Source organism: Clostridium sp. OM05-9 (assembly GCF_003481465.1).
Taxonomy (GTDB): domain Bacteria; phylum Bacillota; class Clostridia; order Lachnospirales; family Lachnospiraceae; genus Coprococcus; species Coprococcus ammoniilyticus.
Genome location: NZ_QULF01000003.1, coordinates 270,765 through 285,213 on the forward strand (window position 1 = coordinate 270,765; position 14,449 = coordinate 285,213).

Below are 14,449 nucleotides of genomic sequence, written 5' to 3' on the forward strand. Positions count from 1 at the left end.
ATGAAAAAGGTAATAACATATGGAACCTTTGATTTACTGCATTACGGACATATCAATCTGTTACGGAGAGCAAAGGAATTGGGAGACTATCTGATCGTTGCACTTTCAACAGATGAATTTAACTGGAATCAGAAGCATAAGAAATGTTATTTTTCTTATGAGGAAAGAAAGCAGTTATTAGAGGCAATCCGTTATGTTGACCTTGTCATTCCGGAGGAATGCTGGGAACAGAAATCAGAAGATATCAAAGAATTTAAGATTGATACCTTTGTTATGGGAAATGACTGGGAAGGAAAGTTTGATTTTCTGAAAGACTATTGTGATGTCGTGTATCTTCCAAGAACACCGGACATTTCAACCACCCAGATCAAAGATGATCTTGGAAAATAAAAGGATGGTAGCGGAAAATGAAGTTTCATCTGCCCTGGAAACGGGAACAGGAAAAGAAAGAATATACATTGATCTATGATGGAAATGGCGGCAGACAGAACGGTGAACGTTTTGTCCGCCGTTCATTTTGGCTTCCGGACTTGGGCTTCGGGAAAGAAAAAAAGTTTGTTTCAAATACTGATGGTGGGGATTTGACTGTTGAAACAGTATTTTCCAATTCCGATCTGAAGTGCATCGGTTATTATGCCAGAAAGCGTACAGAAGAAGGCTGGATATGGTATGGAACGGATCATAACTGGCACGATTCCTTTTATGACGTCACGGTTTGCAAGCAGTTGATACCGATCGCAGCATCGGTAGAATCTTTGTATGAAGCTGCGGATGATGAGATTTATCTGGTTGCACAGTGGGAGGATGAACATGGAATCCGCAGAAACTGTGGATATGAGATATTCTCGAAAAAACTGATGGCACATGCATTTGGCGGTATGGATGGTACAACCTATCATAATACGGCAGAGGCATTTGAACATGGGAAAAAGGAAGGCTATCAGTCGTTTGAGATCGATCTTTCCTATACGGAGGATGACCGTCTGGTATTGTGTCATGGCTGGACAGAGAATAATTGTAAGTGCACCGGGGTTTCGTATAAGCCGGAATTTGCACATATGACATATGAACAGGCAATGCAGATACCGATCCACGGACATTCGATCATGGACGCGAGACAGTTCTATGAAAAAGTAAAGAATGAACCTGCCTATACATTTGAAATTGATTTCCATAATATAAAAAAAGGGAACGAGAAACGGGTTGCCGCTATGCTGGAGGATTTCCGGCAGGATGAAGGTCTGCTCGATCGTCTGCTGATGCAGGTATACAGCCAGCCGATGTATGAACAGATCGACTCCGTGTATCATTTTGCAAATTATATGTATCTGGTTGGATTAAATATCGATAAGCTGGATTCGATCCTCACTTATTGTCTGGATCATGGAATATGCAGTGTTGCAATGCGGACGAATTTTGTAACAAAGGAAAATGTCCGTAAGGTACATGATGCTGGACTGTATGCATTTTGTTATACGGTTTCAGATGATGCTGTTTATGCTAATTATCTATTCCAGCTTGGTGTGGATATGATCTGTACAGATTTTGTAACGGAAAAAGCACTGGAAGCAACGAAGGAAACATTTGGCAGATATCCGTTTATGGTGTGGTACAACAGCAACCATAAGGAAGCAGTCAGTCATTACCCAGAGACTTCCGATGGAGATGAGAATGCGGGAATGCTTACCCGGTTGAAGAGTGGAAATCTGGAATACAGGGATAAGACGATCTGGGAACATACCGAAGGGCAGACACTGCGGGCATGCGGATACGAAGTACCGGGAAAACGATTTGCAGGATGGAAACTGCGCATATCCATTGAAGGAAAAAATTTGTGGTATTCGACGGATGGATTATTCCATGCAGCGAAGGACTATACGGTCAGAAAGAGTATTCAGGCACGTATTTTCAAGGATGGAGATGTGCTCCCGGATTTCGATGTCAGGAAGAATATGAAAGTAATTATGGTAGCAGTATGGGAGAATCTTGATTGATCCTCCCATATTTTAAATAAGTTTATATGCTTATCAGTTATTCTATTTGCCTGTGCCTGCTGTCAGGGGGGATAGAAAACACGTTTCATTTCCTATTCTGCCCGCACGCCTATTTGCCGTCAGCCGCCCTAACTTACCCTTACGGGTTTAGACAAGGGCTTTGTGCCGGCAGCTGGTGCAGGCATCATAACGGAAATTACACTTTATGTTTTCTATCCACCCTGACAGCAGACGCAGGCGAATGGAATGTCGGATAACAAAAATAGATGAAAGGATTAAAAATAAATATGAAGATAGTATTTTTAGATCGTAAGACGATAGGAGAAGACATTGACTTGACGGGCTTTGAGGCTTTGGGAGAAGTTGTAACATATGAGATATCACAGCCGGAAGAAGTTCCGGAGCGGGCGAAGGATGCAGATGTTATCATTGTGAATAAAGTCCCGGTAAATGAGCAGACGGTTGGAACGGCTCAGAATCTGAAGCTGGTCTGTGTAGCAGCAACCGGAACAAACAATCTGGATAAAGATTATCTGGACAAACGGGGAATTGAATGGAGAAATGCAGCCGGATATTCCACCACGATCGTTGCCCAGCACACATTTGCCATGCTTTTTTATCTGCTCGAAAAGCTCCGGTATTATGATGATTATGTAAAGAATGGATCATATCAGAAAAACGATGTATTTACCTGGTTTGGCGAGCCGTTTACAGAGCTTGCCGGAAAGACATGGGGTATCATTGGGCTTGGTGCGATCGGAAGGAAGGTGGCAGATATAGCAAAGGCATTTGGCGCACATGTAATCTATTATTCAGCATCCGGCAGACCGGCACAGGAGGGCTATGAGCAGGTTGACCTGAATACACTTCTTCGGACATCTGATGTCATATCGGTTCATGCGCCATTAAATGAATATACCGGGAATCTGATGGATAAAGCGGCATTTGCAAAGATGAAAAAGGATGCAATCTTCCTGAACCTTGGACGTGGGCCGATCGTAGTCGAAGAAGATCTTGCAGAAGCCTTGAAGCAGGACACGATCGCAGCCGCAGGCGTAGATGTCCTTCGGACGGAACCGATACAGCCGGACAATCCGCTGCTTGCTATAAAGGACAGCCATAAGCTGCTCATCACGCCACATGTCGCCTGGGCAAGCACCGAAGCCCGTACCCGCCTGATGCAGATCGTCCTTTACCATGTAAAGGGTTTTGTTGAGAAGAGATAGCATTAATACAAAAAAACGTTTGGATAGCTTAATATGCGGAAGATGAATGTGATACCCGGAATCGTCATTGAACTGAACGCATATATGGGTATAGATGATATGAGATTAACCTGATACCCGGAATTGTCATTGGCCTGAACGCATATACGGGTATAAATGTTATGAGATTAATCTGATACCCGGAAATTATTAAGAAGATGGGTATAGTGTAAAATAAAATGATTTTATACCCATAAATAAAATGATTTCAGGGTATGGATGCTTACTATGGGCTATAATACCCGAAAGTAAGGTAGAGATAAGGGTATAGATTATTAAAATAAAAGCAGATACCCCAAAAACAAAATAAAATGTGGTATGAAGTGTTATAAAGTGGTTTAATACCCACTAACTATATAGCTAAGGGAAAGAATGAACGGCGTATTACATGATGCGGATACGACCTTTAATTGATATAGCTAAGGAAAAGAATTAACAGAGCACAGAAAAAATAAGAGGACTCGGAGGTATGAAACTGCACCTCCGAGTCCTCTTTATATAAGAGAAATGCAAAAGATCCCGGTCAATTATTCAAAAGGCTGCTTATTATGACGGCTGAAGAAATCACGCGTTTCCCTTGCAACCACACCGCTTAAAGCAAAGATGGCGATCATATTAGGAATAGCCATCAGTCCGTTGAAGATATCGGCGATCGTCCATACAGCAGAAACTGTCATGTAAGGTCCGATAAATACAGCAAGAATGTATAACCATCTGTAGATCATGATGGATTTCTTTTTGCCGCCGGATAAGTATTCCAGACAACGCTCAGAATAATAATCCCATCCAAGGATCGTCGTAAATGCAAAGAATACCAGACAGAGCATTAACAGGAAGCTTGATATCGTTGCAGGAATCGGAAGTCCCTCGTTAAAAGCATATGTGGTAACCTGAACACCCTGTAAACCTTCCACTTTCCATGCACCGGTAAGAACAATGGAAAGACCTGTCATTGTACAGATAATGATAGTATCGATGAAAGTACCGGTCATGGATACAAGTCCCTGACGAACCGGTTCCTTTGTCTGGGCAGCGGCTGCTGCGATAGGAGCAGAACCAAGACCGGCTTCATTTGAGAAGATACCACGCGCGACACCTTTCTGCATAGCAACGATAAATGAACCGGCGATACCACCCGCAACAGCAGAAGGCTTGAAAGCGCTCTTTACAATGATAACAACAGCCTCAGGAATTTTAGTGATGTTGCAGATCAGTAACATCACACATATAACAACATAGATAACAGCCATAAATGGAACGATGATCTGGGATACGCTTGCGATACGCTTCAGTCCGCCAATCAGAACGAGTGCAACACATACACTTAAGATCAGGGAAGCGATAACAACGGTCCATGAATAAGTACCGATTCCTGGAATATTAACCGTCCACTGCATGTCAGGATCAAAGAATGAATTAACAGCGGAAGAAATACCATTTACCTGAGAGAAGGTTCCGATACCGAACAGACCTACACAGATACCAAAGAAAGCAAATATTTTTGCAAGCCATTTCCATTTTGATCCCATACCTTTTTCAATATAGTAGAATGGTCCGCCAAGTGCATGGTTGTCCTTGTCAACGACACGATATTTGACAGCCAGAAGACCTTCTGCATATTTGGTTGCCATTCCGAAGAATGCAGCAAGTACCATCCAGAATAATGCTCCCGGTCCACCGGCTCCGATCGCAGTTGCTACACCAACGATATTACCGGTTCCAATCGTAGCGGAAAGAGCAGTACACAGTGCACCAAAGGAAGTAACCTCGCCTTCGCCTTCTTCTTCGTTTTTGATCATCCATTTGAGTGCTAATGGCAGTTTGCGGATCTGAAGAACGCCCATCCGGATTGTGAGAAGAATTCCACCGACCATAATAAGGACCATAAGTGGAGGACCCCACACAAAATCATCGATTTTTGTTAAGATTTCATTTACAGTTGCCCACATGATTTTCTCCTTTTCATTTTTGTATTGTGGTGATGTGTTATTCTGATAAATTATATGAATAAAATAAAGAATTATATTATGAAAAAATCAAATATTTATAAAAATAACACAACATTTTAATATAATACATACTTTTCTACGCTAATGCAACAGAATTTGCTTAATTTCGTGAAAAAACAGCGGTAAAAACAGCAAAAATTACAAGAAGAAGACTATTTTTTTGACTTGCGGAGTTGGGAATCCGATAATAAAATTACTATAAAAATAAAAATGCCGGATAATATCAGATGCGGTTCATAGGAAAAAATACCATATAATACAAGATCGGTTTCATATAAATGTGTCGCATAATACGGAGGCATATTAACAGACTGCGTTGCATGGTACAGAATATATATTAGCGGACTGCGTTGCAAAACAGTAAATGTATAAATAGAAAAATACAGGAATTTACAGGAAAGGATATAATTGCAGAATGAATCAGAAATTAACTATCAGGGAATGGCTGCCGCTCATCGGAATGACGGTAGCGGCATTTATATTTAATACATCGGAATTCATGCCAATCGGACTTCTGACCGATATCGCAGATGATTTTCGGATCACGGAGGCAAAAGCGGGGATGCTGATTTCAGCATATTCGTGGGCGGTTATGCTGCTATCACTGCCACTCATGCTGCTTGCATCAAGGATCAGCTTCCGAAAACTGTTGCTGGGAACGATTGCATTATTTGGAATCGGTCAGATATTATCAGCGGTTGCAACCGGATATGCGATGCTGATGGCGGCAAGGATCATAGTTGCCTGTGCACATGCGGTCTTCTGGTCGATCGCATCACCGGCAGCAGTTAAGATCGTGCCGGAGAAGTTCCGGTCGTTTGCGATGAGTATGGTAGTAACCGGTACATCCATTGCGATGATATTTGGGCTTCCGCTTGGAAGGATTGTTGGTTTATATGTAGGATGGAGAATGACATTTTTCTGTGTTGCGGTTGTTGCATTTCTTGTTCTTATCTATATGGCATTTGTATTTCCGAAGGTTGAAGGCGGTACATCCTTTAAAATGAAAGAACTGCCGGTGATATTGAAGAACCCGGTTATGCTTGGGATCATATTAATGTCGTTCTTAGTTGCGGGTGCATACTATACAGGCTACAGCTATATTGAGCCGTTTTTGAAGCAGGTTGCAATGTTTAAGGATAATCTTGTTACTATAACTTTAATGTTGTTTGGAGCGGCCGGAATTCTTGGAAGTTTTCTGTTCTCCTGTGTATATGACAAACACAGATATCATTTTATCCGTGCATCGATCACACTGATTGCTGTTGTCATGCTTTGCCTGAAACCGGCATCGAAATTTACGTGGACAATGATATTGATCTGTATGCTGTGGGGTATGGCTGTAACGGCATTTAACGTTACTTTCCAGTCAGAGACAATCAAAGCGGTTCCGGAGGAAGCCTCCGCTGTTGCCATGTCGATGTTCTCAGGAATCTATAATCTGGGAATTGGATGTGGCACCTGGATCGGAGGACTGGTATGTACACATGCATCGATGGGGTATATCGGATTTGCAGGGGGGATCATGGCAGTTATAGCAATCCTGTATTGCAGCTTTATACTGATCCCACAGATGAAGAGAAAGTAGATAAATACTTGTATAGAATGCGAAACTATAAACTGTGATGATCAGTTGGAAAAGGCATGGTTAATAATCTCTAAAAAAAATATAAATTTATCGTTGACATGAGTAATCCCCGGTGCTATACTCATGGACATAGCAAAGGCGCTACGAAATATTCGTAGTGCCTTTTTCTTTTATCGGGAGGCATAAGTTCCCCGGTACAGGACAAAGAAAAACCTGATATCCGGCTATACGCGCGGACCGGATGAGGGGAAAAATGAAGTAAAATGCGATGCAATGGGGCGTCTGTTAAGGATAAGTCTCCATGTATCGCATTTTTGAGTTTTAGGAGGTAAGAACTATGACAAGTGAAATTTTAGATGCAATTTCTGGTGAAGTGTACGGTGTCTGGTTCCTGATCGGAGCGGCATTGGTATTCTGGATGCAGGCAGGATTTGCGATGGTAGAGACAGGATTTACCAGAGCAAAGAATGCCGGAAACATTCTGATGAAAAACCTGATGGACTTCTGTATTGGTACAGTTGTATTTATCCTTCTTGGTTTTGGACTCTTACTTGGTGAAGACATGGTTGGTTTGATCGGTAAACCGGGATTTGACATATTTACTGATTATGCAAATTTTGACTGGTCCAACTTCGTATTTAACTTAGTGTTCTGTGCAACAACAGCGACAATCGTATCCGGTGCGATGGCAGAACGTACAAAATTCATTTCTTATTGTGTATATTCAGCAATTATCTCAGCAGTTATTTATCCGATTGAGGCACACTGGACATGGGGCGGCGGCTGGTTGGCTCAGATGGGCTTCCATGATTTTGCCGGTTCTAACTGTATTCATATGGTTGGTGGTATCTGTGCATTGATCGGTGCAGCAATCCTTGGACCTCGTATCGGTAAGTTTGTAAAGGGCAAGGATGGTAAGGTTGAAAAAGTAAATGCATTCCCTGGACATAACCTTCCGATCGGTTGTCTCGGTGTATTTATCCTCTGGCTTGGCTGGTATGGATTCAATGGTGCAGCAGCAACAACCGTTTCAGAACTTGGTTCAATATTTGTAACAACAACAATTGCTCCTGCTGTTGCAACAGTTGTAGCAATGATCATTACCTGGGTAAAATATGGTAAGCCTGATGTTTCAATGTGTCTGAATGCATCTCTTGCAGGTCTGGTAGCAATTACAGCTCCTTGTGATGTCTGTGATGCTTTCGGTGCTATCGTGATCGGTGCTGTTGCCGGTGTATTGGTTGTATTCGGTGTATGGCTCTTAGATTACAAATTACATATTGATGATCCTGTAGGTGCTGTTGCAGTTCACTGCTTAAATGGTATCTGGGGAACAATCGCAGTTGGTCTTTTCGCTACAGATACAGCTCCTGCATTTGCAAGAGGTATCGGTGATGGCGTAACATATGGTGCAAACCAGATTGCAGCCAAAGGTTTATTCTATGGCGGTGGTTTCAAGCAGCTCGGTATTCAGTTCGTAGGTATGGGCGCGACCATCCTCTGGACAGCAGTTACGATTACAATTGCATTCCTTCTTATTAAGAAGATCTTCGGCCTTCGTGTATCAGAGGAAGAGGAAATTGTTGGTCTGGATTCATGCGAGCATGGTCTTCCATCTGCATATGCTGGCTTCAGTATCGTTGATGTATCAAATACAATGACAATGGATGTAAATGAAAACACAGATCTTGGTGTAGCTGATTATGATAAGGCTTCGGATACATTAAAGAATGCAGCAGTTAAGGTTGCGGAAGCTCCTGTTACAGCATCTCCAAGTGGTATCTACAAGGTAGTTATCATTGCAAAGCTTGCACGGTTTGAGATTTTGAAGAAGGCATTGAATGATCTTGGTGTAACTGGTATGACAATGAATCAGGTTATGGGCTGTGGTATCCAGAAGGGTGCCGGCGAGATGTACCGTGGTGTTGAATTAGATGCAACCCTTCTTCCAAAGGTTAAGGTAGAAGTCGTAGTCAGCAAGATTCCTGTCAGTGCAGTTATTGAAGCTGCTAAGAAGGCTCTGTATACCGGACATATCGGTGATGGTAAGATCTTCGTATACAGTGTTGATAAGGTTGTTAAGGTTCGTACCGGTGAGGAAGACTTTGCAGCTTTACAGGATGTAGAGTAAATTACAAATAACCTATAATTATATAGAAGAAAGAGCCAGACCGGTGAGTGCCGGTCTGGCTCTTTCTTTTAAGTGTAGAAATAGAAATCAGATAGTTCACAAAATCTTCACATAAAATTAGCACTCGCCTATTGACAGTGCTAATAAACGGTGCTATAACATAGCTAAAGATAAGGAAAGGGATTAAGAAAGAAGATAAAAGAAAGAATCCCGGAACTTATAACATACAAATTCGACACCTCAGTTTCTCTGACAGTGCTAAACATACAAAAGTCTAAGTGCCTCAAGGTTCCATAAGGAGCTGAGATTTCCGACACTGGTTTGAAATTGAAAGGAGTAATGACTTATGTTAAGACCTAGTATTTTTGGAGAAAGTTTATTTGATGATTGGATGGATGATTTCCCATTCGGTAAAGATTTTGAAAAGGAAATGTTTCCGGAGAAAAGCCCGTTGTATGGCAAACATGCTAAGAACATGATGAAGACGGATGTCCGTGAAACAGATGACAGCTATGAAGTAGACATTGATCTTCCCGGATTTAAGAAGGATGAAGTAAATGTCAAACTGGAAGATGGCTACATCACCATTTCCGCTGCAAAAGGTCTGGATAAGGATGAGAAAGATAAGAAGACCGGTAAGTATATCAGACGTGAACGTTATGCCGGCAGCATGAGCAGAAGTTTCTATGTTGGTGACGGTATCAGTCAGAAGGATATACATGCAAAATATGAAAGTGGTATTCTTCGTCTGACCCTTCCAAAGAAAGCACCGGAAGCAATTGAAAAGGAGAACTTCATTGCCATCGAATAAAATGTGTTGATATCGAGCCGTGCGAATAAAAAACATGACCCCTTATGTATATGTATACAGATATAAGAAAGGGAGTGTAGATCATGGATAAGAATCCAAAGCATCCATTGAAGAAAAAGAAAGCAGTTCAGAAGGTATGTGCAACAGCTAATCATAATGCACAGGAGGTTGAAGCTGCAGCACCAAAGTCAAAGAAACATACTTATTAGAGTGAATAAATCAACAAATAAAGAAAAGGTTCCCCGCATTTGCCTGTAGCCCGAAGAACTACAGGAGACAAGTGCGGGGGATTTTTTTGCTTTATAGGAACAGAAGTATCATCGGAAGCATTTTCATCGAAGGCATTTGGTGACAAAATCGAAAAAATATACATGGAGGAGTGCAAAAAAACACAGTTCTGTGATACTCTATAAACGGAGGTGGTTTTATGCAGGAACAAAAAGGAGCAAAAATAGGAGCATTTGTTTTCTTTTGCTTTGGTGTGATGATGCTTGCCCTCGGAGTCTGGGGCATAACAAACCTGTATGATCAGGGAGGAATCTTAACATGGGGGATTGTACTTGGATTCGGATTGATATTTGCATTGACAGGAATCGTATTGTTTATTAATTCGATGGAAAGTGTATCCAATCGGGTCAAACAATTACTGGGTTGCATTCTGGGAACTTTGGTATTCATGAGTTTTGGCTTTGTGGGTCTTTTTGCAAAAGGACTAGGTGTCATGAGATTTTTCCTTCTGTTTTTCGGGGGCATAGGAGTGCTGCTTCTGATCCAGGGAATTCGTAACTTTTTAAAAGAAGACAGCGGTGATGTCGTTCAGACTTCCGGATATAACAGTCAATATGGCGAATATAATAGTCAGTCCGGATACAACAGTCAGTCCGGATACAACAGCCTATATGGTGTGTATGGCAGTCAGCCGGCAGATATAATAATAGAAAATAGCGAGAAAACATCACCAGTGGCTACAGATACCGGGCAGAATTCACAATGGCAGCAGGGAACTCCAGGCACACCATATTCAGGAAGTGCGGAAAATAAGGTCTATACCAGTCAGGTAAATGATGATGCTGCAGGATATGGAAGCGGACTGTCACCGGAATTTGACCAGATGATGAACGGCATGGGTATGGATTCTGCACAGCGGGAGAAGGCAAGAAAGGTTGGTTCTGTAGTTCAAAAAGGTGCAAATATTTATGCCGGAGTCATATGTATTGTGGTCGGAGGTTGTTTTATATTGGCAAACAGCATTATCGTGCTTAGTTTTATTGTCATGCTTATTCAGACAGCAAGCCTTATGGCTGTTATGAGTTCATTGTTCTCAACTGTAATGTCGGCGGCATTGTTGATCGTAGGTGTATTCATGATTGTTCGTGGTGTGAAGATCCTCCGGGGAAAATAAATAAGTGATACTTATCTGAAAGACATACAAAATCACTTGCATAAGTGAAGCAACAGAGCAGACCGGTAGAAACAGTGTGTGATTTACATACAGGCAGGAGGACAAAAGGTGAATCAGATGGAGTTAACGATTTTGGATTTTATACAGGAACATATGAGAAATGCATTTCTTGATGTAGGGATGCCATTTGTATCAACACTTGGAAATGCAGGGATTATCTGGATTGCACTTACGGTCGTGCTGTTGATCAGTAAGAAGCACAGAAAAACAGGGATTCTGATGGCACTTGCACTGGTATTTGATGTTATACTTTGTAATGGAATATTGAAGAATGCGGTAGCAAGGACAAGACCCTTTGATGTAAATACAGGGATTTCCCTGTTAGTGAAGAAGCCGACAGATTATTCATTCCCATCCGGTCATACGGCAGCTTCCTTTGCAGCAGTAACTGTATTGTTTTTTGCAAAAGAGAAATACCGGTATCCGGCATTGGTGCTCGCGGTGCTGATCGCATTTTCCAGACTATACCTGTATGTGCATTACCCGACCGATATCTTAGGTGGCATTTTGGTTGGAATTCTGTGTGGCGTAATAGCATATCTGATTACAAAAAAGAAACTGAAATTTGGTTCAATAAACGGATAGAGAGAAAATTAGGGACAGGCTATCGCCTGAATAAAGAATTAACAAAATTTAACATTTATTTTCGTTTTCTTTCCATAAGAATGTAGTAGAATGGTGTAAAAGTTTTAAGAACACAGACCAGAGAGGAAATCTTATGGATGATACAAATGCAAATCAGATCAATCCCTCGATCCGGGGACTGACAGAAAACGAAGTAAAGAAACGAATCGAAAAAGGGCTGACGAATCAGACCGATATATCGACGGATAAAACGACAAAAGAGATCATTCTGTCGAATACACTTACATATTTTAACTTAATATTTCTTATTATCACAGTCTTACTGATCCTTGTTGGTTCCTTTCGGAACCTGACCTTTCTGCCGATTATCATAGGTAATACATTGATCGGTATCATACAGGAGCTGCGTGCGAAGAAGACACTGGAAAAAATGAATTTCTTAAATGCACCTCATGCAGATGTAGTCAGAGACGGTGTTTTGCAGCAGATCCGTTCGGAAGAACTGGTAAAGGATGATGTCATTTTACTGACAGCCGGAAAGCAGATCTGTGCAGATGCGGTTGTTATCGATGGCAGCATTCAGGTAAATGAATCCCTCCTTACCGGTGAAGCAGACGAGGTAGAAAAGACGAGCGGCAGTTCTCTGTTATCCGGCAGCTTTGTGGTGTCCGGTGAATGTTATGCCAGACTGGAAAAGGTCGGAAATGAATCCTATATCTCAAAACTCAGCATGGAAGCAAAGACCATGGGAAGCGGTGAACAGTCCGAGATGATCCGGTCGATCAATCTGATCGTAAAATGGGTTGGTATCATCATTATACCGATCGGGCTCATCCTGTTCTGGCAGAGTCATTTCGTAAATGATGACTCGATCCGGAAGAGTGTAACCTCTATGGTTGCAGCTATCCTTGGTATGATCCCGGAGGGATTATATCTTCTTACTACAATCGCACTGGCACTTAGTACGATGAATCTGGCAAAACGAAAAGTCCTGCTGCACGATATGAAAAGCATCGAGACACTGGCGCGTGTCGATGTGCTGTGCGTGGATAAGACCGGAACGATCACAGAACCGGTTATGAGTATCAAGGATGTATTCTTAAGTAAGGACAGCCGGAATCCGCTAAAGACGACAGATGAATTAAAGGGGCTGCTGATCGATTATACAGCAGCGTCACAGGATAATAACGCTACGATGGAGGCATTGAAGAAATATGCCGATGAGGCAGACGGTAGTGCCGGAAAACACAGAGTACCGCTTGACCGTCTGGCATTTTCATCCAGTTTGAAATACGGTAGTATTACATTTTCGGATGGCATCTATCTGCTTGGCGCACCGGAATTTATCATGCGGGATGATTATGCGTCAATCGAGAAAGAGATCCTTCCTTATGCTGAAAAGGGAGATCGTGTGCTGTTATTTGGAAGATATGAAGGAAGCAGTATTGCAAATGGATTATCAGACAGAGTAACACCGCTTGGCTTTGTGGCACTGGCAAATCCGATCCGTGAAAATGCGGTAAAGACTTTTGCATACTTTAAGAGTCAGGATGTAGCGATCAAGGTTATATCCGGTGATAACCCAAAGACGGTATCACAGATCGCAGTTCAGGCGGGTATTGACAACGCAGAAAGCTATGTGGATGCAACGACACTTGATACGGATGCAAAGATCAAAAAAGCCGTACGGGAATATACGGTTTTTGGTCGTGTGACACCGAAGCAGAAGCAGAAGCTTGTGCAGGCACTTAAAAAGCAGGGGCATACCGTGGCGATGACAGGTGATGGTGTCAATGATATCCTTGCAATGAAGGATGCGGACTGCAGCGTGGCGATGGCATCCGGTAGTGAAGCTGCAACACAGGCAGCACAGGTCGTTCTGCTGGATTCCGATTTTGCACATATGCCGGATGTGGTATACGAAGGACGACGGGTTGTAAATAATGTACAGCGTTCCGCCAGCCTGTTCCTTGTTAAGAATATATTCTCACTGTTGATGTCGCTGTTCTCGGTTATCTTTATGATCACCTATCCGCTGGAACCGGCGCAGATCTCATTGGTCAGTATGTTTACGATCGGTGCTCCCGGATTTCTGCTTGCACTTGAACCGAACAGAGACCGGATCAAAGGACATTTCCTTACAAATGTCATGTTCAAAGCATTTCCGGGTGGCCTTACTGACGTAATTGCGGTTGGCGCGTTAGTGATTTGCGGTGAGGTATTTGCCCTGCCGGAAGAAAGCATCGGTACGATCGCAACAATGGTGCTTTGCGTTGTTGGCTTTATGATCCTGTTTAAGATCAGTGAGCCGTTAAACAAGATGAAATATGGTGTGATCGGACTGAACATCATTGGATTTATATTCTCAGGATTTTTCCTGAAGAAGTTATTTGCATTGACCGATCTGTCAAATATCTGCGTACTGCTTATGGTGGTATTCGGATTCGCGGCAGAATCCCTGTTCCGCTACCTCACCCTGTTGGTGGAGAAGCTGCAGGAATACTATAAAAAGAAAAAGCCAAAGCTTAAGAAATATCTGGAGCTTAAATAGAGACAGGCAGCCCACAAAGCAGGGCTGCCTGATTTTTTGAGGTCAGAAAAAAT

The 14,449-nt window shown here is 42.3% G+C and carries 11 protein-coding genes; 10 read left to right on the plus strand and 1 reads right to left on the minus strand.

The features are described from left to right. The 3 genes from tagD (at window position 1) to DXB77_RS06740 (ending at window position 3,220) form a co-directional block, all read left to right on the plus strand. A complete protein-coding gene (tagD, locus tag DXB77_RS06730) occupies window positions 1–390 on the plus strand; it encodes a glycerol-3-phosphate cytidylyltransferase (RefSeq protein ID WP_021943559.1) in 390 nt (129 codons plus the stop codon). A gap of 17 nt (window positions 391–407) precedes the next feature. After that, window positions 408–1,994, plus strand: a complete 1,587-nt coding sequence (locus DXB77_RS06735; protein WP_118662869.1) for a phosphatidylinositol-specific phospholipase C/glycerophosphodiester phosphodiesterase family protein — start codon at window positions 408–410, stop codon at window positions 1,992–1,994. A gap of 287 nt (window positions 1,995–2,281) precedes the next feature. Then, window positions 2,282–3,220, plus strand: coding sequence for a D-2-hydroxyacid dehydrogenase (locus DXB77_RS06740; RefSeq protein WP_118662915.1), 939 nt, complete (start codon window positions 2,282–2,284; stop codon window positions 3,218–3,220). 566 nt (window positions 3,221–3,786) lie between these two features. On the opposite strand, the gene DXB77_RS06745 is transcribed toward DXB77_RS06740, so the two are convergent. After that, window positions 3,787–5,208 carry an alanine/glycine:cation symporter family protein gene (locus tag DXB77_RS06745; protein WP_117822973.1) on the minus strand — a complete coding sequence of 474 codons (1,422 nt, stop codon included), beginning with the start codon at window positions 5,206–5,208 and terminating at the stop codon, window positions 3,787–3,789. A gap of 475 nt (window positions 5,209–5,683) precedes the next feature. On the opposite strand from DXB77_RS06745, the gene DXB77_RS06750 reads away from it, so the two are divergent. The 7 genes from DXB77_RS06750 (at window position 5,684) to DXB77_RS06775 (ending at window position 14,396) form a co-directional block, all read left to right on the plus strand. Then, entirely contained in the window at window positions 5,684–6,856 is a 1,173-nt protein-coding gene (locus DXB77_RS06750) for a sugar transporter (protein ID WP_117822971.1), read from the plus strand. A 337-nt stretch (window positions 6,857–7,193) separates the two neighbouring features. After that, window positions 7,194–8,987 carry an ammonium transporter gene (locus DXB77_RS06755; protein ID WP_021943564.1) on the plus strand — a complete coding sequence of 598 codons (1,794 nt, stop codon included), beginning with the start codon at window positions 7,194–7,196 and terminating at the stop codon, window positions 8,985–8,987. Between the two features lie 346 nt (window positions 8,988–9,333). Beyond that, window positions 9,334–9,798, plus strand: a complete 465-nt coding sequence (locus DXB77_RS06760; RefSeq protein WP_118483399.1) for an Hsp20/alpha crystallin family protein — start codon at window positions 9,334–9,336, stop codon at window positions 9,796–9,798. A gap of 83 nt (window positions 9,799–9,881) precedes the next feature. Continuing rightward, window positions 9,882–10,007, plus strand: coding sequence for a hypothetical protein (locus DXB77_RS13380; protein WP_021943566.1), 126 nt, complete (start codon window positions 9,882–9,884; stop codon window positions 10,005–10,007). A gap of 218 nt (window positions 10,008–10,225) precedes the next feature. After that, a complete protein-coding gene (locus DXB77_RS06765; protein ID WP_118662870.1) occupies window positions 10,226–11,200 on the plus strand; it encodes a hypothetical protein in 975 nt (324 codons plus the stop codon). 117 nt (window positions 11,201–11,317) lie between these two features. After that, a complete protein-coding gene (locus DXB77_RS06770) occupies window positions 11,318–11,845 on the plus strand; it encodes a phosphatase PAP2 family protein (protein WP_118483595.1) in 528 nt (175 codons plus the stop codon). Window positions 11,846–11,978: 133 nt separating this feature from the next. Continuing rightward, window positions 11,979–14,396: an HAD-IC family P-type ATPase gene (locus tag DXB77_RS06775; protein ID WP_118662871.1), complete on the plus strand. Its 2,418-nt coding sequence runs from the start codon at window positions 11,979–11,981 to the stop codon at window positions 14,394–14,396. Window positions 14,397–14,449: the final 53 nt, after the last annotated feature.

Excerpts from the sequence above, each read along its gene's own strand:
- DXB77_RS06750 (WP_117822971.1), top strand. The coding sequence starts at position 5,684 with ATGAATCAGAAATTAACTATCAGGGAATGGCTGCCGCTCATCGGAATG.
- tagD (WP_021943559.1), top strand. The coding sequence starts at position 1 with ATGAAAAAGGTAATAACATATGGAACCTTTGATTTACTGCATTACGGA.
- DXB77_RS06765 (WP_118662870.1), top strand. The coding sequence starts at position 10,226 with ATGCAGGAACAAAAAGGAGCAAAAATAGGAGCATTTGTTTTCTTTTGC.
- DXB77_RS06740 (WP_118662915.1), top strand. The coding sequence starts at position 2,282 with ATGAAGATAGTATTTTTAGATCGTAAGACGATAGGAGAAGACATTGAC.
- DXB77_RS06760 (WP_118483399.1), top strand. The coding sequence starts at position 9,334 with ATGTTAAGACCTAGTATTTTTGGAGAAAGTTTATTTGATGATTGGATG.
- DXB77_RS06775 (WP_118662871.1), top strand. The coding sequence starts at position 11,979 with ATGGATGATACAAATGCAAATCAGATCAATCCCTCGATCCGGGGACTG.
- DXB77_RS06745 (WP_117822973.1), bottom strand. The coding sequence starts at position 5,208 with ATGTGGGCAACTGTAAATGAAATCTTAACAAAAATCGATGATTTTGTG.
- DXB77_RS06755 (WP_021943564.1), top strand. The coding sequence starts at position 7,194 with ATGACAAGTGAAATTTTAGATGCAATTTCTGGTGAAGTGTACGGTGTC.
- DXB77_RS06735 (WP_118662869.1), top strand. The coding sequence starts at position 408 with ATGAAGTTTCATCTGCCCTGGAAACGGGAACAGGAAAAGAAAGAATAT.
- DXB77_RS13380 (WP_021943566.1), top strand. The coding sequence starts at position 9,882 with ATGGATAAGAATCCAAAGCATCCATTGAAGAAAAAGAAAGCAGTTCAG.
- DXB77_RS06770 (WP_118483595.1), top strand. The coding sequence starts at position 11,318 with ATGGAGTTAACGATTTTGGATTTTATACAGGAACATATGAGAAATGCA.